This window comes from Cyclonatronum proteinivorum, from assembly GCF_003353065.1.
GTDB classification, from domain to species: domain Bacteria; phylum Bacteroidota; class Rhodothermia; order Balneolales; family Cyclonatronaceae; genus Cyclonatronum; species Cyclonatronum proteinivorum.
Map to the genome: position 1 here is coordinate 4,161,043 of NZ_CP027806.1, position 19,221 is coordinate 4,180,263.

The window sequence follows — 19,221 nt, forward strand, 5'->3', positions numbered from 1 at the left end:
GGCTGCCGGCCTCCCTGAACGGTTTAATTCTTGCATGACAAACACAAGCTGACGCTATTTACGTAAATAGCGTCAGTTTACTGACTGAATTAACGTAAATTGAGTCAACAGCTCTTCCTTCTTCTCACAACCTCACAACTAAACTCATGGGCTGCGGACAGTTCTTTTTTGGGGGAAACTCCTTGCGCATCACGGCTGAAGTGCTTGTGAAAAACCCCAAACCTACGGCATGTCCCGTGCTTTTTGGTGTTGGGGCGCGTGACAACTTCCGGCATCAAAGCTCGGATAAATTTTGGTTTACAGGTCACATCTCTCAATCCGTCTTCGCGCTCACCTGCTTGCGTCAGCTTCATTTCCGCGCAAATCACTCAGCGAAATGAAGCTTGTTTAGGCTGGCATAGCTGACTACAAGCCATCAGGACCTCGCACGCGGAAGCATAAAAAGTAGTCCAAACCGTGGACTTACTGACTGAATTAACGTAAATTGCGTCAGTTAACTGACGCAATTTACGTTAATTCAGTCAATTCATGGGCTCAAATCCTCCTTTTATCGGCAGAACGGTTAAGGCCGCGGTGCTTCGCTGGCTTCGTCCGCAGCGGGTTGTGCTGCTAAAAGGGGCGCGGAGAACCGGCAAAACAGAGCTTGCGCGACAGATTCAGCAGGAGTTCGAAGGTCGCTGCGACTTCCTCAACGCCGAGGACATGGACACACGCAACCTGCTGGCGGATCAGTCCGTGCGCAACTACCGGAATCTGTTCGGCCAAACCGACCTGCTCATCATTGATGAAGCGCAGGTCATCCCCGACATCGGCCTGATGGTTAAACTCATCGCCGATGAGGTAAAAGGCGTGCGGATTCTGCTCACAGGCTCTTCATCCCTCACCCTTACCCAAAGCACCGGCGAACCGCTCACGGGGCGCAAAACCGATCTCGAGCTGTACCCGTTTTCAATGGAAGAGCTCCGGGGCGGCTGGTCGGGCGTTGAGCTGCGCAAACAGCTAACCGATCGCATTCTGTACGGCAGCTATCCGGAAGTTGTGTTCATGGAGCATCCGCAGGACCGGAAAATTTACCTTAAAGAAATTCTGCGGTCGTACCTGCTCAAAGATGTGCTTATGCTCAACGAGCTGCGCGAAACCGACAAACTGCGCAAGCTTCTGCAGCTGCTGGCCTGGCAGCTCGGTCAGGAAGTATCGCTTCAGGAACTGGGCAACACGCTGGGCATGAGCAAAAACACCGTTGAGCGCTATATGGAGCTAATGTGGGACGCCTACGTTATTTTTCCGCTGAGCGGCTATCAGAAAAACCTACGCAAAGAGGTGGCCAAGAGCAAGAAATGGTACTTCTGCGATACGGGTATCCGGAACGCCATCATCGGTGATTTCAAACCTATGGAGCTTCGTCCCGATGCGGGCGCGCTGTGGGAAAACTTTGTGATTACCGAGCGGCTGCGACAGCACCGCATGAACCTGCGCGATACCGCGCTCTACTTCTGGCGCACCTACGACCGGCAGGAAGTGGATCTGATCGAAGAGGATGAAGACGGGCTTCGTGCTTTCGAGCTGAAATGGCGGCTTCCCTCCAAAAAAGTAAAGCCGCCCCTGGGCTTTGCGAAAGCATATCCGGAAGCGGCTTTTGAAGTCGTGCACGGCGAAAACTGGTACGAGTACCTTTAAGTTCTGCCCCGCTTAATCGAGGGTTCTTGCAAAAAACGCAAGGGTTTTCTCCCAGGCCTGAGCTGCTGCTTCGGGCAGATAACGCGTACCGGAAGGGTTGGCAAAAGCATGGTCGGCGTCCGCAAAAATGTGGATTTCGGCCTGCTTGCCAAGCTCCTGCAGCAGGGCATCAAACTCCCGAACGCCCTCAACTGGAATGCCCCCATCGGCTTCTCCAAAAATGCCGAGAAGCGGAATTTCAATCTGAGCAAGATCTTCGGTATTGGTGTTGACCCGCCCGTAGTAAATCACCCCCGCATCAAGCTGGTCAGAAATCGCGATGGCCGCGTTCAAAGTCCATGCCCCGCCAAAGCACCATCCCATAATGCCAACCGATGAGCTGCCCGCCTCAGCAAGAAAGGAGGCGGCTTGCGAAAGGTTGGAAATTCCGGCATCAACATTGGCCATCGCGCTGCGCATCAGTCCCTGCGCCTCCTGCGAATTCTCAGCAACCTCACCCGAGTAAAAATCTACTGCAAGCACGCGGTAGCCTTCACCGGCAAGGCGTTCGGCCATCATCCGGATGTTATCGTTTAGGCCCCACCATTCGTGAATCATCACAACAGATGGAATTGCGGCTCTGGCTTCGGCATCTTCCGGCTCAGCCAAAAACCCCCGAAGCTGAAGTGTCCCTTCCTCACCATACGTTACCATCGCTGAACGCACCGACTGATTGGGTTGATATGCTTCAGCTACGGCAGGAACCGGGATATCATCATGATGCTGATGCGCCATGTCCCGGGTATAATCGTCTGTTTGATGACCGTGCTCTGCACTTCTGCTGCAACCAACAAGCAGCAGAAAGCCCAATAAAAAAACAATTGTACCTGAATGATTCATAATCGCTGATTTTAGTTTTTCCCCTGATTTACTGTTCTCAGGAGAATGATGGGAACGAGTTCTCCCAATCCATTAGTGGTGCTATACCGATTTTTATGTACTACGAATTTTTCTGACTTACAGGAAAAATTGATACAGCAGATTTAAAAGTTGTTGAAATAGGAACACCATCACGAATTGATCATGCGCCGGGTGCAAGACAGGCTGTCATTAAGCTTATCATCTTCGTCAGGAATGTTCTGCCTTAAAAGCGCCCTATATCATCATTGAAAGCATAAAGTAAGGATCAGGCTTTTGGTTTTATCAAATCAGGGTGCGGCGCTGTTTCTCCGTATTTGTTTTTATACTTTTTATGACGCTTACTCTCTGTCTGCCTGTAGTTTAGCCTGAAAGAGAGTTGAGCAGCTATAACAGCCATGAACACGCTCATCAAAGCCATAGCTCCTGCTATGCCAATATAGTTGACTACATTAACAGTCTGAAACCAAAAAGTATAAACCTGCAGCTGAATAAAAAGCTGAAAACCTACACCTATAAATAAAGCACCTAATATTGCTGAACTTACGATAGCACCCAAAACAAATGCATAGCGAGCTGTATAAAAAGCATTCATAAAGATGATCAGCAATGACGGCAGCAGTGTCAGGTGTACCGGTATCCTGAATAAGTGATATAAAGCTGCTGATGAGAGTACAAGAAGCAAGAGTAAGGAGAAATTGAGTATGAAAATAAATTTCGCTTTGTGCTTCTTCGGTATGATTCTTTTTGACTTAGGTGCCATTAAATAAGATGTTTATTAACCCGAAAGGATTTTAGGACAGATGAGCCCTTTACAATACGTTGCAAAAGGCTCATCCCTATAAATCACGTATCACGACTACTGAACTAACTGATCATTTTCTTCATACATCACTTGTATTACCTTTTGAATATAAGAATGTATGAATTAATCGTGATCATGAACCCCCATCATAGTTTCTTCTATCAGCATGTCAACAACTGCCTTCAGATCACCGGTTTCTTTATAAACTTTAAGCTGACGATCAGCAGAGGTTCCCTCTGTCAGGATGTTGTGCACATAGCTGACTTCTTCTCTTACATCGAGGTCATCTACAACATCATCAATAAAAGTAAGCAGCTCAAAAATCAGCTTGCGTGCTTCAACTTCTTTATGCCGCCCAAGGTCAAGCAGCTTGCCATCAAAACCGTAGCGTAAAGCGCGAAACTTGTTTTCCTGTATGAGCTCTTTGCGGTAAATGCGCCACGACTGATTGTTTCGGCGCAGCTTCATGAGTTTGGCCACAAGGGCAACTTTTACAGCGCAAAGTGCAATAGCTTCATCAACACGGGTGCAAACGTCTGCTATCCGAAACTCCAGCGTAGGATACTTTGGCGACGGGCGGAGATCCCAGCGAATCTTGGTGGGCTCATCAATGCAGTTGGTCTGTATCATGACCTGCAGATACTCCTGATAGTCGTTCCACGACCGGAAAACAGGCGGAATCCCTGTACGGGGTAAACATTCAAATATAACACTGCGGTACGATTTAAGACCGGTGTCATAGCCGGACCAAAACGGTGAGCTTGTTGAAAGACACAGCAAATGCGGGCAAAAATAGCTGAGCTGATTCATGAGATCTATCCGCTCATCATCATCTTCGATACCGATATGCATGTGCATACCACAGATAAGCAGCTGACGGGCGAGTACCCTGTTTTCGAGCTCAAGACCACGATACCTTGCACGGTGCGTCATATCCTGTTTGGACCATTCAGAAATAGGATGTGTACCCGCCGCGATAATACGAAGCCCGTGTTTGCGCACAATTGCGTCAACCGCTTTCCTGACTGCTACAACCTGCTCGCGGGCTTCCTGAATGCTGTTACACACCCTTGTGCCAATTTCAACCTGACACTGCATGAGTTCTGCAGTGATTTGATTCCCAAGTGAGTCCTGTCCGTCTTTGAGGATATTTTCAATTGCTGAGCTTAGCTCACGGGTTTCGGGATTGACAATCTGATACTCTTCTTCAATCCCGATTGTAAAGTTATAGCTGCTTCGAGGCATAACGGCACGTCATAGTTTTGATAAGTGAAGTTAGAACCGTTAATTAATGTAATTCTGACTGAAATGCAATAGACGCATCACAAAAACGCTATTTTTTTGCCTGCTTTAAGTGAAATCTGCTTAGGCCAAACTGGTCTGCCGCACTTTTTGTAACACACGCTCATAGTGGGACTCGTACTCTGCAACAATCGTATTGAGTTCAAACTGTTCAGCCCGCTTACGCGCATTATGCGACAATTCTTGGTGTAACTCAGCATTATTCAGCATTTCAATAGCTGCCTGCGCCATGCCGTCCACATCCCCAAGATGCCTTACGTATCCTGTTTTTCCGTGAAGATTCAAGCCCGGCAGCCCGCCCACATCAGAGCTAATTACGGGCACACTGCAGCTCATGGCTTCAAGGGCTGCAAGGCCAAACGTCTCCGATCCGGAAGGCATCAGAAAAAGGTCAGAGATAGAAAGTATTTCCTCAATTTTTTCCTGTTTCCCCAGCATACGCACCTGATCACAAACCCCAAGCTCCCTGCAGCGGGCTTCAACATTAACCCGATCCGGCCCGTCGCCCACGAGTAAAAGCTTAGCTTTTATGCCGCTCTGCAACACACGGCTGAATACTTCAACTGCATCAGCAACCCGCTTTACTTTCCTGAAATTTGAAACATGGGTGATCACAAATTCACTGTCAGGGCAGATTGCTTTTTTGAAGTGCGAGCGCTCAACACGTTTGAAGCGATCCAAATCGACAAAGTTAGGTATTACATGAATATTACGGGTAATGCCAAATTTCTCATAGGTCTCTTCTTTCAGGTAGTCCGATACAGCCGTTACGCTGTCACTCTGATTAATTGAGAACTCAACAACGGGTAAATAACTGGGATCAGACCCCACAATGGTGATATCGGTACCGTGCAAGGTCGTTAATACGGCAACCCGACGGCCTTCTTCCCCCAAAATTTTTTTCGCAAGAAAGGCACTTGTAGCGTGCGGAATCGCATAATGCACGTGCAGCACATCGAGTTTCTGATACTTAATCAGGTTGACCATATGGCTGGCAAGCGCGAGATCGTAGGGCGGGTACTCAAACAGCGGATACACATTTACTGCAACTTCGTGGAAATCTATATTATGCTCGAATTCATTGAGCCGTTGTGGCCGGGCATAACTCAGAAAGTGTACTTTATGTCCCCTTTTTGCCAAACCAATGCCAAGTTCGGTTGCTACAACGCCGCTTCCGCCGTAGGTTGGATAACAAACAATGCCGATGTTCATGTGCGATAATGAGTTGAAAATGATAGATGTTCTGTATGATACCGCTTTTTGAAACAATGCGTTCAAATTTACTATCCTGCAGCATAAGGGAGTCACGACAACAGAATTCCAACCGCTGACACACTTTAAAAAAATCAGCTCAAACTTAAGCCAGATTCCTTTCCCAAAGGGCAATATTTTTCTGCTGTCAACTTATTGCAGCGCAAATAATTAACAGGTGTAAGCGGCTGTAAGCTGAATAGATTTTGGTGGCTCAACGATGGCTTCCTTTGTCATCCTGATGCTAAAGTATCGCGATTCTTTAATCCCAATGCCTTTCCACCGTTTTCAACATTGCCCTAACTGCAAGCGTCTGCTCTGTATAATCATTCAGGTAAATAGGTGCCTGAGTATTGCCGCGGAACAATATTCACAGTACATGGCATTCTTTGTATATTCAAACAAATTACACGCAAACGAAAGCTGGCTTCATAAGCCGTATTTCTTATTTCTCATTAAATCTTTCATTAGTAATCGTTCTATAGTATGGCAGGACATTCCAAATGGGCCAATATCAAACACCGCAAGGCCCGGCAAGATGCAGCGCGATCAAAAGCATTCACCAAAATTATCCGGGAGCTCACGGTAGCAGCCCGCGAAGGCGGAGGCGACCCGGGCGCAAATCCGCGTCTTAGCCTTGCGGTCGCCAATGCCAAATCGGTGAACATGCCGAAAGATAATATTGAGCGTGCAATAAAAAAGGGTACCGGTGAGCTTGAAGGGGAAAGCTACGAAGAAGTAACCTTTGAGGGCTACGGACCTGGTGGTGTTGCTTATTTTGTTGAATGCACAACGGATAACAACAATCGCACGGTAAGTGAAATCAGGCACGCCTTTTCAAAACATGGCGGCAATATGGGGACTTCCGGCTCTGTTGCCTTTTTGTTTGAGCAGAAAGGGATCATCACCATCAACCGCGAAAAGCTGGATGAGGATGAGGTCATGCTTGCCGCCATCGACGCAGGCGCTGATGATGTGAAAGTAGAGGGCGATGTTTTCGAAATCACAACTTCCCGCGAACAGCTTTATGCGGTCCGAACCAGCCTGGAAGAAGCGGGCTACACGATTGCCTCTGCCGAATTGCAGCGCTTACCTGCTACTGAGGTCACCGTAGATGCAGACACTGCCGCATCAAATCTCAAGCTGATGTACCGTTTTGAAGACCATGACGACGTCACCAACGTTTTCACAAACATGAACATGAGTGAAGAAGTCATGAACCTGGCAGAAAACATGTAAACCGGCCGTCGCCTTTCCTCTATGCGCTTACCCATCCTTCTCATCCTGCTGTTCATCTTTCTTAGCGCCGCTGTTCCTGACCGCGCGCGACAGGCGAATGAAGCGTTTGAAAACAGGGACTTTGAAACCGCAGAGCGGCTTTTCAGGGAAGCCATCAACGAAAACCCCAACGATGCCAGGCTTTACTTCAATCACGCCACGACGCTCACACTCATGGGGCGACAGGATGAAGCCGTTGAGGCATTTGAGCGCTTCCGTATGGTAGAACGCGATCCGGCACTGCGGGCCTTTGCAGACTATAACATTGGGAACATCTTTGCAGAAGCCGGCGAATGGGAGATGGCCGCTGAACTTTATCGCGTAGCCCTGCTGCAAAATCCGGCTGACGAAGACGCCATACACAACTTTGAGTTCGCCATGCGTCAGCTGCAAAATGAGCAGGATGAAGAAGATATGCTTCCGCCTGATGAAGACGAACAGCAGGCACAAGATCAACAGGCGGATCGCAGTGAACAGCAGGATGAAGCTGACCCGGACGACGGAGAAGGTGAGGCCGGAAGCGACGACAGCACGCCAACGGAAAGCAGGCAAAGTCCCGCGGATATGGAACCGGAGCCCCGTCCCGGTGAAATGTCGCAGCAGGAAGCGCAGCAAATTCTGAATGCCATCACCAACCGTGAACGTGAGCTTATCCGCGATTTTCTCAAAGATCTCACCCCGCCCGCAGAAACCCCTGAAAAAGACTGGTAGATCATGCCTTACAATGGCACATTAAACGCAAAAGGTATGAAAACCACAGCCCTGCCGACTCCCGCAGCAAACACGCGCGTACTAACTTTCTTCCTGGTTTTCATTGCACTGCTATGCTTTACAGCAGCGGATGGTTTCGCAAAACAAGCGGAACCGCAGGCAAGGCTCACGGCTACTTCAGAGCGTGCTTTTGTAGGAGAGCGTATTATCGTAGCCGTTGAAATCTCAGGCAGACGGATTGAAAATGTTCAGCGTCCCGAGCTGCAGCCCGTCGAAGGTCTGCGAATCATTTCTGCAACACCAACACGCACATCTGCTTTCGACTTCCGGGACGGACAGCAAATCAGCACCGTTGGCTTCCGTTTCACTATCGAAGCCGTTCGGGAAGGCGAGCACACCATCCCGGCAGTCCGTCTGATCATGAACGGACGCACCTATACTACAAACCCACTTACCATTGAAGTTTTAGGGCGGGATCAGCTGCATCAGGAAGATGTTGATGATAATATCTTTGTAAGGCTTGAAGTCTCTAATGAGCGCCCCTTCCGCGGGGAGCAGGTACAGGCTAAAGTTGTGCTGTACTTCCATCAGGATATCAGTGTCATTTCTTATCAGCCGTCTTCGACCTGGCGAACAGAAGGTTTTTGGCTGGAGCGCTTGACCGAAGAAGAGGGTCCACGTGCACAAAACGTGACCGTTAGAGGGCAGCCCTTTCGTCGGGCCGAATTAATGAGCTACTCTTTGTTTCCTACCCGCTCCGGAGAAGTTTCGATTGGCGGATACAATGTGACGGTCAATATGCGGCCTGTGAGCCGCTTTGGAGACGCCTCGCGGTTTGTTGAGAGTTTCGGACGCTCCCAGCGATCAGTCCGCCTGCGTACCCAAACGGTAGACCTGCAGGTACGACCGCTGCCACAGCCGCAACCCGAAGGCTTCAGCGGGGCCGTAGGACAGTTCACGGTGAGCCGCGCTGTGCCGGAAACCGAAATCCGTATTGGCGAGCCGCTTAACATTGAAACGACCTTTACCGGACAGGGCAATATCTCTCTTGTTGATCATCCCGGCTTCAGCTTGCCGGAAGGCTTTGATGTTTTCCAGCCCAGGGAAAACCTGAGCATCAATAAAACAACAGAAGGGGTAAGGGGCACAAAAAGCTTTACCGATGTACTTGTAGCACGTGAAACCGGCCGTTTCGAAGTGCCGGCTGCAACCGTATCCTGGTTCGACCCGAGAACCCGGCGATATCGTTCACAACCGCTTACGGCTGTACCGGTACGCGTGCTGTATGACCCCGGTGCCGAAACTTCGGTAGCAGGTGTACATCAGCTTAATGTGAACTTATGGACCGGAAGCGTAACCTGGTACACACAGACATCCCCCGGCATACTCTTGCGCAACATACTCATTTTGATCTTCTTACTATTGCCTGTTGGTCTGCTCATGTATGCATGGACCGAAAAACGCAAGCAGGATGAAGCTTTACTGACCCCGGAAAATATACGGGCCTCAAAAGCGCTGACAACGGCAACGGCTTTGCTTAGACAAGCCGACGCTTTTGCCGAAAACGACGCGCCTAAAGAAGCCTACAAAACCCTGAATAAGGCCGTATCAGACTATGCCGTACACAAGCTGAAACTTCCGGAAGGGAGCTATCCCGATTCCCAGATTCTTGCTGCCCTTAATAGCCGGCTAACAGGAAAACATATGATTTACAATCGCTTACGCTGGATCTTTACCCGCAATAGCGAAATGACTTTTGGTACTGATACATCCCTAAAGTCGTACCAGTATGACAGGGCTGAATGTGAAGCCATCCTGAATGAACTCGAAGAACTGTTTGACTGATGTCTTTCCTCCAAACAGCGGTTCTGTAAACTTTTAAAAATATCAGCGATGTACCACATCCGGCTTTTATTCCTGTTCATATTATATCTTTTTGTCGTTCTGTTTCCGGCAGCATCAACAGGCTATGCAACCGCTTCAAATCAGGATACACAGCATAGCATTGCAGACATCCAAATGCTGTTTAATGAAGGCAACTTTTACTTTCAGGAAAACAATTACAGGGAAGCACTTCAGCGGTACAATCAGATTGAAGCTGCCGGCTTCAGCTCCGGTCCGCTATTCCTGAATATGGCCCTGGCCCACAACCGCCTCGATGAACCCGGCTTAGCCTTGTTTTATTTCAGGGAAGCCTCCTCCTTTTCAAATGTGCGATCAGAAGCTGTGGAAGGCAGCGAGTATATAAGCGAACGGTTATTTCAGCGGTTTGGAGAAATCCCCCTTCTCAATACCTGGCAATGGCGGCACTACCTCATTTTCAAAGCCGGAACAACGCCCTTTCTTATCATTACGCTGGTTTTATTTAACCTCATATTTCTCGGCTGGGCCGCACAGTGGTTTTATCCCGTTTGGCGAACCCGGCTCAGATACATGGTTTTGTTCGCTTTTTTAGCACTGCTTCCCTTTACAGCTGTAACCTACTGGCTTTGGACAGCAAACGACCGGCTCGGGTACGGGCAGATCGTTCAGGAAAATATCAGCCTGAGAGAATCTCCAGGCCTGCAAAGCCGGGTCCTCCTTGAAGTAACCCCGGGATTCCGGTTCATGAAAGATGAAATCACATCCGAAGAACACCCCGGTTACCTGAAAGTAGAACTCAGCAACGGAATGTCGGGATGGATACCCGCCGAATCGGCCCGTATGTTCAGCCGGTATTGAAGCGCACGTATTTGGGCTAAATTACCCCGCATTATTCACAATTAAACAGGATTAATTTGCTAAATACAAGTTTAAATTGGGCTTAACGAAAAACACTTGTAGCCCAAATTTAGGTGTGGTGTAAAGGCTGAGCACCGAGCGTAGCGATTACCGCGCAGCGAAATTTCCCCGCTGGCGGCGTTGAAGCTTAAAACTCATGCTCAGGGTACTTAGGTACCCCTCCGCTGAGTTTTCAGCTTCGCCTTGCCAGCAAGAAAATTTCTTGGTGAATAATGCGGGTTACGCTGATAACTTGTTCTGAATACAGTTTTCCGAACAAGCTGAACTGTCTGTTTGGAAGCGCATTTCGTTTATACTACCTTTAAGCCCATATATAACTTTTTATTAAAACCTTTGATTTATAGGATATGTCCCGAATTTTTGAATTTATTGATACCCATCAGGAGCGATTTACGCAGGAGCTGTTCGACCTGTTGCGTATCCCGAGCGTAAGCACCGACTCCGCCCTCAAACAGGATGTCCGCAAAGCTGCGGAATTTCTTGCAGCTAAACTAGAAGATGCCGGTATGGAAAACGTGCAGATCGCCGAAACGCCGGGCCATCCGGTAGTGATGGCCAACTACCTGCATGCAGGTGACGACAAACCCACCGTACTCATTTACGGTCACTACGATGTGCAGCCGCCGGACCCGCTCGATTTGTGGACTTCACCGCCTTTTGAGCCGGTCGAAAAAGACGGCAAAGTCTATGCACGGGGCGCAAGCGACGACAAAGGTCAGGCTTACATTCACGTGAAGGCACTGGAAGCCTGGCTCAAAAGCGGCGAGAAGCTTCCTGTGAATGTCAAAATCATCATCGAAGGGGAAGAAGAAATCGGCTCGCCCAACCTCGTGCCCTTCCTCGAAAAACACAAAGAAGACCTCGCCTGTGACATGGTGCTTGTTTCGGATACCGCCATGTTCGCGAAAGATACCCCGAGCATTACCTACGGCCTGCGCGGACTTGCCTACATGGAGATGGAAGTGTTTGGTCCCAACCGTGACCTGCATTCCGGGGTGTACGGCGGCGCGCTCACCAACCCCCTCAACGCCCTGTGCGAAATCGTCGCGCAGCTCAAGGATGAAAACGGCGTCATTCAGATCCCCGGTTTTTACGATGATGTGATTGACCTCAGCGAAGAAGAGCGCGAAGCCTCCCGCAAGCTTCCCTTTGATGAAGAAGGCTGGAAGGCCTCCATCGGTATCCCGAGCGTACATGGTGAACAGGGCTATACCACTTTGGAGCGGAAATCTGCACGTCCGACCCTTGACATGAACGGCATGTGGGGCGGTTATCAGGGTGAGGGTGCCAAGACCGTGCTGCCTGCCAAAGCGGGAGCAAAAATCAGCATGCGCCTGGTTCCGAACCAGCACCCCGATAAAATTTCGGCTCTTTTTGCTGATTATATCGAAAAAATTAAACCAGAAGGCGTCACCGTAAAAGTGACTGCGCATCACGGGGGGCATCCTGCCATGACACCCATCGATTTTTACGGGCTAAAGGCTGCGGGCAAAGCCTACAAGGATGTGTACGGTAAAGAGCCTCTGCTCGCGCGCGAAGGTGGCTCTATCCCCATTGTAGCTGACTTCAAAAACGTACTCGGTGTAGATACCATCCTCATGGGTTTTGGCCTCAACACCGACGCCATCCACTCCCCCAACGAGCATTTCAGCCTCGAAGACTTCCACCGCGGCATCAAAACTTCCGCCCGCTTCCTCGAAGTCCTGCCGGAATTCGAAAAAAGCTGACAATCGGGTTCAGGCCGGAAACGCTTCATACATTAAAAAAGGAAACCTGCTCAGACGGGTTTCCTTTTTTGTTGGGGGATGGGGGCAAAACAGCATTTGCATAAGCAAGTAATACGGGCGTTGTTTTTTTGCCTGGTGGTGTATATAATACCACAATGAAACCCCACCAGATCGTAATTGATGCAAACGTATTCTATGCAGCCCTGCGCTCAAGAAAAGGAGCCTCCTTTCGGTTGATTTCTTTGCTACCCAGCGACAGATTCGACATAAACTTGTCCGTTCCTCTTATCCTTGAATACGAAGATGTACTTTTAAGGTCTGTTTCAGCCCTCAACTTTACACGAAATGAACTTGAAGACATCTTAGACAACCTGTGCGCGTTGGCAAACAGGCACGATGTCTTCTATTTATGGAGACCATTGCTTAGCGACCCGGGCGATGATTTGATTCTGGAGCTGGCTGTCAAAGCAAATTGCAGCTATATCATCACTTTCAACAAACAGGACTTTATCGGTGTTGAAGCCTTCGACATCAAGGCTATTGACCCACGCGAGTTTTTGCAAATAATCGGAGAAATCTCATGAGCACCCTAAGTGTAAGATTACCTGACTCGGTTCACCGTAAACTCAAAGAAATGGCCAGGAAAGAAGGCGTTTCTATGAATCAGCTGATCAGTCTCGCCGTCGCTGAGAAGCTTTCTTCTTTGCTAACGGTAGAATACCTTGAAGATCGGGCTAAGAAAGCCTCCCCAGAGGCATTCAAAAGGCTGTTGGAGAAAGTACCGGATGTTGAGCCGGAAGATTATGATACGCTATGACCTATCGTCTTTCGCAGAGCTTTGTACTTTTTGGCAAGGTTAAATGGATGGATGGTTTATTTGCAAACTATGCCCCATCTTTCACTCCCTATCCATCGCCACTCCTCCCGGCCCACCACGCCGCCAGTATAATCAGCGGGTGCAGCACCACGAGCCGAACCCAGGCGGCCCAAAGCGGCAGGCAGACTGCCTCGGAAACACATCCCCCGACCTGAATCATGTACACGTGTGCCGGGATGAACAGCACCATCAGTCCGATGATACCGTACGAAGCAAGCCGCGCATATTTCGACATCAACAAGCCGGCACCTAACACTACCTCCGCGGCACCAGCTGCCAGGTTCAACGCCGATGGTGCAGGGAACCAGCCGGGCATCATCGGGTAATAAAAATCCGGATTAATAAAATGGTAGAGTCCAGCGACAATAAAGCCAGCCCCAAAAAATATCCGGAAAGGATTCTGAAACCGGGTAAGTACTTCCTGTACGCGCATGTTTTTTTCGATGGATGGGTGTTCGGATGTTCAGCCCAAATAACCTCAAAGCTGCTGAAGAGCAAAAGTTTAGGACGGCCGGTTTAGTTCCGCGGATTTCGTACCTTTGGCGTTCCTTAATTTTTAAAAACCTGTTGATTCGATTTTAAGATGGATTCCGTTTTTGTGTATGAACTCATCGGCTATGTAGCTTCCGTGCTTGTCGCCGTTTCCCTGATGATGAGCCGCATCGTGCCGCTGCGCATCGTGAACATGATTGGCGCCGCTACCTTTGCTGTTTATGGCTACCTGATCGGGTCATGGCCGGTTGCCGGCATGAATGCCTTCATTGTGCTCATTAATGTGTACTACCTCACCCAAATTTACCGCAGCAGCGAGTTTTTCCGCATCCTGCCCATAGACAAACCCGACGCCTACCTGAGCGCCTTTCTCAAGTTTTATCAGGAGGATATCGCGACCTTTTATCCCGATTTTAAAGATGAAGCCGAAGCAAGCGATCACGGCTACTTCGTGCTGCGCAACATGGCGCCCGCCGGACTCATCCTGGGGCGGGTCGAAAACGGCTGTTTCCACGTCTCCCTCGATTACGCGACTCCGCAGTACCGTGATTTCAAAGTTGCCGCACACCTGTGGCGCGAAAACCGGCAGCACTTCACCGATGAAGGCATCACCGAAATCCGCTCCAGAACCCGCGACCCGCACTATGCCGCCTACCTCCGCAAAATCGGCTTTGAGCCTCTGCCCGGAGAAGAGCAGGTTTACGGCATGCGGATGTAGCAATACATTTATTCGGCATCAGATACTTAAACCAATTTGGTTTTAATTTACCGTAGCAGCTGCATTATTTGCTTCTCTGTTTTTTTCTTTCGTATTTACTCTAATATATTGCCACTAGTCAGTCAATCCGTAAACCGACATACCTTATTTTGATATGAAAATGCGCAATAAAAAAGATTTCTTCGAAGGAATGGGTTCTGCTCTTGATTTAAAAGGAAGTGCCCATTTCAACGAATATAAAGAGTATCCCGGTGCAAAAGCATCCATCAGCAACTATTGGCACAATACAGGCTCATACATTAATACAGCTTTTGAAGCAGCTAAAATCAAATCAAACATAAGGGTGGCGAATCCTTCACAAAAGCCCCCCACACAGGCTGTCTCTGTTAACCTGGAGACGAATGGTTAAGATCTTTTTGTATGTCTGACAAAGATCAACACGAATCAGATGCTGATGTTTCCTTAAATAAGCTGGAAAAGGAACTACTCAAAAAAGATCCAGAGCTCTTAGAGAAACTAACAAGAGAGCAACGGGTTGAACTTCTTTCCCATCTCAAGCAAATAATTCGGATTGAAGTAACCCAGAGTTCATCAAGCAGCTTTTCCGGGGCCTTTTCCTCCTCCTGATGTGCTTGAACAGTACATCCGCCTTGCTCCCGATTTTGCTGAACTTATCAAAAAAATGTCTCTTGATGAGCAGAAACATGCTCATGACAGAGACTCCAGAATTATCGATGAATCATTTAAGCTCAAGAAAAGAGGACAGACTTTTGCGCTCACCATTGCATTATTCGCACTAACAGGAGGCGTCATCTGTATCCTCAGCGGCTTTGAAGTAGCTGGCACAATTGTGAGTGGGGTGGGATTATCCGGCTTGGTTTCCGAGTTTTTGGACAGGAGAAAAACGCATCCCAACACCTAATAAAGAGCTATTACTTTTCTGCCGGTAATTAAAACAAAAAGTTATATTCGTACACCCATACGAACTACTAACTTCCAAGCTTGTCCCCATGCCTGAAACCACACCTACCCCAAAGCCCGGCTACTTCCGCTTCATGGGGAGCACCTACCCGAACAACCGTAAGGCCTTCGTACTGCTTGCCGGCTTCATTCAACTGGGCGTTATCTGGCCGCTCTACGCTTTTTTTTCAGACGCGGAGCCGTTCATCCTCGGACTCCCGCTTTCTTTTGCGTGGCTCACCCTCATGCTCATTCTGGCCTTCGCGGGCATGGTTTACCTCTACGTGACCGATAACGCCCGACTCGACCGCGAATACAACGAGCGCGTAAAACAGCAGCATCTCGCTGAAACCCGCAACGAAACCGGAGCATCCGCCTGATGGAAACCGGTACCATTATTCTGATCGTCGTTGGGGTCTATCTGCTCATTTCGCTGGCAACCGGCATCATCCCCGGGCTGCGGATTTCCAAAAGCGTTGACGGCTATGTGGCCGGCGACCGCAGTATGAATGTGATGCTGCTCTATTTTGTGATGGGCGCCTCCATTTTCTCGGCCTTTGCCTTCCTCGGCGGACCCGGCTGGGCCTACTCACGGGGCGCGGCGGCCTTCTACATTATCGGATTTGGCGTGACCGGCATCATCCCGCTCTACTTTTTTGGTCCCCGTGCCTGGCGCCTCGGCAAAAAGTACGGCTACGTAACGCAGGCCGAACTCCTGTCCGACCGTTTCGACAGCCGCATGATGTCGGTGCTGCTTGCCATCCTCAGTGTAGTTGTCTTCATCCCGTACCTCACCATTCAGATGAAAGGCGCCGGTTTCGTCCTGAACGTGATTTCCGAAGGCCGCATCCCCGAGTGGGCCGGGGCTGGCTTCACCTACCTGATTGTGCTGATTTACGTCTATTTCAGCGGGGTGATGGGCGTCGGATGGTCGAATGCGTTTCAGGGCCTGTTCATGATGGTACTTGCCTGGGTGCTCGGGCTGTATCTTCCGTACGTGCTGTATGGCGGCGTCGGCCCCATGTTTGAAGCCCTTCTTGAAGCAGGCAAAGGTGCCATGCTGGCCGCACCGGGCCTGGCAGGTGATGGCAGTCCCTGGCACTGGGGCGCTTTCAGCTCGGCGGTGCTGGTCTCGGCCATCGGCTTCTCGGTTTGGCCGCACTTCTTCATGCGCAGCTTCGCCGCCAAAAGCGAGCGCTCCCTCCGCCTCAGCATCGTACTCTACCCGACCTTTCAGATTTTCCTGATTCCCATTCTCATTATCGGTTTCTCAGCCATCCTTATTTTTCCGGGTGTCACACCCGCCGACAGCATTCTGCCGCACATCCTTATGCAGCTCGAACTACCGGCCATCGTGATTGGCCTGTTCTGTGCCGGCACGCTCGCGGCCTCGATGTCCTCCGGCGACGCCATCCTGCACTCCGCTGCCTCCGTTGGCGTACGGGACGGCATCTCCAAAGCCACGGCCAGGCCCATCTCCGACACCACCGAGCGCCTGCTCATCCGCGTACTCGTGATCGTGATCGGCCTCATTTCCTACTACTTCGCCGTTGCCTCAGACGTCTCCCTCGTCGCCCTGCTGCTCGCATCCTACGGGGGTGTCGCGCAGATTTTCCCGGTCGTATTCGCCATGTTCTACTGGAAACGCGCTACCAAAGCGGGCGCCCTCAGCGGACTCTTCGGCGGGATGCTCGTCAACGTCTTCTACCTCCTCAATCCCGCCCTCAAACCCTGGGACCTGCACGAAGGCGTCTACGGCCTCGCGGTCAACATCCTGCTCCTGATTATCGTGAGCCGGCTCACCCGCCCTGATGATCCCAAACGGGTTCAGAAATTCATGGAAAAACCACTCGTGTGAGACGCATGGAGTAGTTCTCACCTGAATCCCGGCAACCTGAGCATGCCCCCGGTTTTATTTTTTTGGGTGAACTCCGTGAACATCACGGTCTTTCGTGCTTGTCAGAAATCCCAAATCAGCTCATTGTCCCTTGCTTTTTGATTTTGGCGCGCCTCGCTTACATCAGCTCAGTGTCCTGATCTGCATTACTGAACAGAAGCACTTTTTATGGAGACAGACATATAAAAATACGCTGCTCCCATAGCAGGAATGAAAGCCTGGTCGGTGCGAAATATCTCCATCCTTTTGATACGGGTTTATTTGTAATTCAGGCCTCGGAGATATACCGCCCCTTCAGGGCTCAAATCGGGGGCTGTGCCGGGTCACAGGGTTTGCACCCTGTGCTATGGTATACCGCGCCTTCAGCGCTAAGTCCGAAAGAAGACCTGAGCCGCAATTTTGATTCATTCATTACGGGCAAATTCAGATCCGCCTTCCTAACGCGGGCAATGGCAGAAAGGCAAGCTATCCTAATGTAATCTATCCTAAATAATCCCGAGCAAGGTCAGAAGGTGATCTATGCCGCGGGGCACGATGATCATCACATAGAGCAGGCCGGTAACGGCACCGGCGATATGGGCTTCATGATTGATCTGATCGTTGGCTTTTTTGTGCGCCCAAAAGCTGTAGCCGATAAAGACCGCGCCAAACACAGCCGCCGGAATGCCGATCGGGATAAAGAACAGATAAATCGGCGCCATCGGGAAAAAGTAAATAAACACAAACAGCACGGCGCCTACCGCGCCTGAAGCACCCAGGCTTGCAAACTTTGGGTTATCGCGATGCCTGAACAAACTCGGGATATTAGACAAAACGAGCCCTGCGAGATACAGTCCTATAAAATAGCCGGCTCCCAGCGTCCGCTCCACAACCGGACCGAAGAAGAACAGCGTAATCATGTTGAAAAGCAGGTGCGTGAGATTGGCATGCAAAAAACCGGCACTCAAAAGCTGATACCAGCGGTCCTGACGAAAAACATAATACGGACGCAACATCCCCCAGGCCTGCGCCTGCGGATTTACGTTCCAGGCATACCAGGTGATGGCACTGGTGATAACGATGATGATTAGGGTAAGCGTCACAGCAAATTTCTGATTGAACCAAGTGATTTCCGTAGCGCTGAAGTAAACTTCAAAACCGGAATTATAATTTGGCGGGATTCCCCGATGAAGTCAACACGAACCATTTAGCATTTAACACTTTCAGAGATTTTTTGATTGGCGGACATATCAGGGGCCGGGTAAATCTATCCTCAAAAGAAAAAATCATCCTTTACTCTTTTTGTTACTTCGTATCTCCCGACATAGTATGAAATACAACTTACCATTGATTTTTGTAGTTTGGCGCTGATTAAGCATATACATCAACCCCAAAACACATTCATCATGGATTGGAAAATATATTTAGCCGGAGAAATTCACTCCAACTGGCGCGAAGAACTCACCGAAACCATTCAAAGCCGCGGCATTGAAGCCTCTTTTTTTGGTCCGGTAACCGATCACCCTGCGAGCGACGACTGCGGGGTCCATATTCTGGGTGCCGAGGAACAGGCCTTCTGGAAAGACCGAAAAGGCGCCGGACTCAACGCCATACGCACGCGCACCCTACTGGAACAAGCCGATATCGTCATCGTGCGGTTTGGTGAAAAATACCGGCAATGGAATGCCGCTTTCGATGCCGGTTATGCTGCAGCCCTGGGCAAACCTCTCATTATTGTACAGCCCCCTGAATTTGATCACGCTCTGAAGGAAGTCAACGAAGCCGCCAACGCCGTTGCCCGTACCAACGAACAGGTTGCAGACATCCTCACGTATGTGTGTACCGGCAAACTCATGAACTTCCGCTGAT

At 49.8% G+C, this 19,221-nt stretch carries 21 protein-coding genes; 15 read left to right on the forward strand and 6 right to left on the reverse strand.

Annotated features, from left to right (window positions below; genetic code table 11):
- Positions 1–528 precede the first annotated feature (528 nt).
- A complete protein-coding gene (locus CYPRO_RS15865; protein ID WP_114985544.1) occupies positions 529–1,677 on the forward strand; it encodes an ATP-binding protein in 1,149 nt (382 codons plus the stop codon).
- A gap of 12 nt (positions 1,678–1,689) precedes the next feature.
- Here CYPRO_RS15865 and CYPRO_RS15870 read toward each other — a convergent pair whose 3' ends face one another.
- The 4 genes from CYPRO_RS15870 to bshA all read right to left on the reverse strand — a co-directional run bounded on the left by CYPRO_RS15870 (position 1,690) and on the right by bshA (position 5,893).
- Positions 1,690–2,556: a dienelactone hydrolase family protein gene (locus CYPRO_RS15870; RefSeq protein WP_114985545.1), complete on the reverse strand. Its 867-nt coding sequence runs from the start codon at positions 2,554–2,556 to the stop codon at positions 1,690–1,692.
- 286 nt (positions 2,557–2,842) lie between these two features.
- Positions 2,843–3,337 carry a hypothetical protein gene (locus CYPRO_RS15875; RefSeq protein ID WP_114985546.1) on the reverse strand — a complete coding sequence of 165 codons (495 nt, stop codon included), beginning with the start codon at positions 3,335–3,337 and terminating at the stop codon, positions 2,843–2,845.
- A 165-nt stretch (positions 3,338–3,502) separates the two neighbouring features.
- Positions 3,503–4,624, reverse strand: coding sequence for a carboxylate-amine ligase (locus tag CYPRO_RS15880; protein WP_114985547.1), 1,122 nt, complete (start codon positions 4,622–4,624; stop codon positions 3,503–3,505).
- Positions 4,625–4,744: 120 nt separating this feature from the next.
- The gene (gene bshA, locus CYPRO_RS15885; protein WP_114985548.1) at positions 4,745–5,893 is read right to left on the reverse strand and encodes an N-acetyl-alpha-D-glucosaminyl L-malate synthase BshA; all 1,149 of its coding nucleotides are present in this window, start codon (positions 5,891–5,893) and stop codon (positions 4,745–4,747) included.
- 525 nt (positions 5,894–6,418) lie between these two features.
- Between bshA and CYPRO_RS15890 the strand changes: the two genes are divergently transcribed.
- From CYPRO_RS15890 to CYPRO_RS15920, 7 genes are all read left to right on the forward strand, one after another.
- Positions 6,419–7,171 carry a YebC/PmpR family DNA-binding transcriptional regulator gene (locus CYPRO_RS15890; protein WP_114985549.1) on the forward strand — a complete coding sequence of 251 codons (753 nt, stop codon included), beginning with the start codon at positions 6,419–6,421 and terminating at the stop codon, positions 7,169–7,171.
- Positions 7,172–7,192: 21 nt separating this feature from the next.
- Complete coding sequence (locus CYPRO_RS15895) at positions 7,193–7,921, forward strand: tetratricopeptide repeat protein (protein ID WP_114985550.1); 729 nt, start codon at positions 7,193–7,195, stop codon at positions 7,919–7,921.
- Between the two features lie 36 nt (positions 7,922–7,957).
- On the forward strand, positions 7,958–9,766 hold the full coding sequence (locus CYPRO_RS15900) for a BatD family protein (RefSeq protein WP_164682863.1): 1,809 nt from the start codon (positions 7,958–7,960) through the stop codon (positions 9,764–9,766).
- Between the two features lie 48 nt (positions 9,767–9,814).
- Positions 9,815–10,642 carry an SH3 domain-containing protein gene (locus CYPRO_RS15905; RefSeq protein WP_114985552.1) on the forward strand — a complete coding sequence of 276 codons (828 nt, stop codon included), beginning with the start codon at positions 9,815–9,817 and terminating at the stop codon, positions 10,640–10,642.
- A gap of 407 nt (positions 10,643–11,049) precedes the next feature.
- Entirely contained in the window at positions 11,050–12,429 is a 1,380-nt protein-coding gene (locus CYPRO_RS15910) for a dipeptidase (protein WP_205730337.1), read from the forward strand.
- A gap of 155 nt (positions 12,430–12,584) precedes the next feature.
- Positions 12,585–13,013 carry a putative toxin-antitoxin system toxin component, PIN family gene (locus CYPRO_RS15915; RefSeq protein ID WP_114985553.1) on the forward strand — a complete coding sequence of 143 codons (429 nt, stop codon included), beginning with the start codon at positions 12,585–12,587 and terminating at the stop codon, positions 13,011–13,013.
- On the forward strand, positions 13,010–13,246 hold the full coding sequence (locus tag CYPRO_RS15920) for a toxin-antitoxin system HicB family antitoxin (protein WP_114985554.1): 237 nt from the start codon (positions 13,010–13,012) through the stop codon (positions 13,244–13,246). Before CYPRO_RS15915 ends, CYPRO_RS15920 begins: the two co-directional genes overlap by 4 nt.
- 88 nt (positions 13,247–13,334) lie before the next feature.
- On the opposite strand, the gene CYPRO_RS15925 is transcribed toward CYPRO_RS15920, so the two are convergent.
- Positions 13,335–13,739 carry a DoxX family protein gene (locus CYPRO_RS15925; protein WP_114985555.1) on the reverse strand — a complete coding sequence of 135 codons (405 nt, stop codon included), beginning with the start codon at positions 13,737–13,739 and terminating at the stop codon, positions 13,335–13,337.
- A 150-nt stretch (positions 13,740–13,889) separates the two neighbouring features.
- Here CYPRO_RS15925 and CYPRO_RS15930 point away from each other — a divergent pair, with 150 nt between their 5' ends.
- The 6 genes from CYPRO_RS15930 (at position 13,890) to CYPRO_RS15955 (ending at position 17,334) form a co-directional block, all read left to right on the forward strand.
- Complete coding sequence (locus CYPRO_RS15930) at positions 13,890–14,516, forward strand: YgjV family protein (RefSeq protein WP_114985556.1); 627 nt, start codon at positions 13,890–13,892, stop codon at positions 14,514–14,516.
- Between the two features lie 154 nt (positions 14,517–14,670).
- Positions 14,671–14,925: a hypothetical protein gene (locus CYPRO_RS15935; RefSeq protein WP_114985557.1), complete on the forward strand. Its 255-nt coding sequence runs from the start codon at positions 14,671–14,673 to the stop codon at positions 14,923–14,925.
- Positions 14,926–14,936: 11 nt separating this feature from the next.
- A complete protein-coding gene (locus tag CYPRO_RS15940; RefSeq protein ID WP_114985558.1) occupies positions 14,937–15,143 on the forward strand; it encodes a hypothetical protein in 207 nt (68 codons plus the stop codon).
- A 1-nt stretch (position 15,144) separates the two neighbouring features.
- Positions 15,145–15,438, forward strand: coding sequence for a DUF2335 domain-containing protein (locus CYPRO_RS15945; RefSeq protein ID WP_114985559.1), 294 nt, complete (start codon positions 15,145–15,147; stop codon positions 15,436–15,438).
- 88 nt (positions 15,439–15,526) lie between these two features.
- Positions 15,527–15,856, forward strand: a complete 330-nt coding sequence (locus CYPRO_RS15950) for a hypothetical protein (protein ID WP_114985560.1) — start codon at positions 15,527–15,529, stop codon at positions 15,854–15,856.
- Positions 15,856–17,334: a sodium:solute symporter family protein gene (locus tag CYPRO_RS15955; RefSeq protein ID WP_114985561.1), complete on the forward strand. Its 1,479-nt coding sequence runs from the start codon at positions 15,856–15,858 to the stop codon at positions 17,332–17,334. Before CYPRO_RS15950 ends, CYPRO_RS15955 begins: the two co-directional genes overlap by 1 nt.
- 524 nt (positions 17,335–17,858) lie before the next feature.
- On the opposite strand, the gene CYPRO_RS15960 is transcribed toward CYPRO_RS15955, so the two are convergent.
- Positions 17,859–18,455 carry a rhomboid family intramembrane serine protease gene (locus CYPRO_RS15960; RefSeq protein ID WP_240644788.1) on the reverse strand — a complete coding sequence of 199 codons (597 nt, stop codon included), beginning with the start codon at positions 18,453–18,455 and terminating at the stop codon, positions 17,859–17,861.
- A 303-nt stretch (positions 18,456–18,758) separates the two neighbouring features.
- Between CYPRO_RS15960 and CYPRO_RS15965 the strand changes: the two genes are divergently transcribed.
- Positions 18,759–19,220, forward strand: a complete 462-nt coding sequence (locus CYPRO_RS15965; RefSeq protein ID WP_114985562.1) for a YtoQ family protein — start codon at positions 18,759–18,761, stop codon at positions 19,218–19,220.
- Position 19,221 lies beyond the last annotated feature (1 nt).

Bases quoted from the DNA above. Each gene is read 5' to 3' on its own strand.
- CYPRO_RS15865 (WP_114985544.1), top strand. From the start codon at position 529: ATGGGCTCAAATCCTCCTTTTATCGGCAGAACGGTTAAGGCCGCGGTG.
- CYPRO_RS15870 (WP_114985545.1), bottom strand. From the start codon at position 2,556: ATGAATCATTCAGGTACAATTGTTTTTTTATTGGGCTTTCTGCTGCTT.
- CYPRO_RS15875 (WP_114985546.1), bottom strand. From the start codon at position 3,337: ATGGCACCTAAGTCAAAAAGAATCATACCGAAGAAGCACAAAGCGAAA.
- CYPRO_RS15880 (WP_114985547.1), bottom strand. From the start codon at position 4,624: ATGCCTCGAAGCAGCTATAACTTTACAATCGGGATTGAAGAAGAGTAT.
- bshA (WP_114985548.1), bottom strand. From the start codon at position 5,893: ATGAACATCGGCATTGTTTGTTATCCAACCTACGGCGGAAGCGGCGTT.
- CYPRO_RS15890 (WP_114985549.1), top strand. From the start codon at position 6,419: ATGGCAGGACATTCCAAATGGGCCAATATCAAACACCGCAAGGCCCGG.
- CYPRO_RS15895 (WP_114985550.1), top strand. From the start codon at position 7,193: ATGCGCTTACCCATCCTTCTCATCCTGCTGTTCATCTTTCTTAGCGCC.
- CYPRO_RS15900 (WP_164682863.1), top strand. From the start codon at position 7,958: ATGAAAACCACAGCCCTGCCGACTCCCGCAGCAAACACGCGCGTACTA.
- CYPRO_RS15905 (WP_114985552.1), top strand. From the start codon at position 9,815: ATGTACCACATCCGGCTTTTATTCCTGTTCATATTATATCTTTTTGTC.
- CYPRO_RS15910 (WP_205730337.1), top strand. From the start codon at position 11,050: ATGTCCCGAATTTTTGAATTTATTGATACCCATCAGGAGCGATTTACG.
- CYPRO_RS15915 (WP_114985553.1), top strand. From the start codon at position 12,585: ATGAAACCCCACCAGATCGTAATTGATGCAAACGTATTCTATGCAGCC.
- CYPRO_RS15920 (WP_114985554.1), top strand. From the start codon at position 13,010: ATGAGCACCCTAAGTGTAAGATTACCTGACTCGGTTCACCGTAAACTC.
- CYPRO_RS15925 (WP_114985555.1), bottom strand. From the start codon at position 13,739: ATGCGCGTACAGGAAGTACTTACCCGGTTTCAGAATCCTTTCCGGATA.
- CYPRO_RS15930 (WP_114985556.1), top strand. From the start codon at position 13,890: ATGGATTCCGTTTTTGTGTATGAACTCATCGGCTATGTAGCTTCCGTG.
- CYPRO_RS15935 (WP_114985557.1), top strand. From the start codon at position 14,671: ATGAAAATGCGCAATAAAAAAGATTTCTTCGAAGGAATGGGTTCTGCT.
- CYPRO_RS15940 (WP_114985558.1), top strand. From the start codon at position 14,937: ATGTCTGACAAAGATCAACACGAATCAGATGCTGATGTTTCCTTAAAT.
- CYPRO_RS15950 (WP_114985560.1), top strand. From the start codon at position 15,527: ATGCCTGAAACCACACCTACCCCAAAGCCCGGCTACTTCCGCTTCATG.
- CYPRO_RS15955 (WP_114985561.1), top strand. From the start codon at position 15,856: ATGGAAACCGGTACCATTATTCTGATCGTCGTTGGGGTCTATCTGCTC.
- CYPRO_RS15965 (WP_114985562.1), top strand. From the start codon at position 18,759: ATGGATTGGAAAATATATTTAGCCGGAGAAATTCACTCCAACTGGCGC.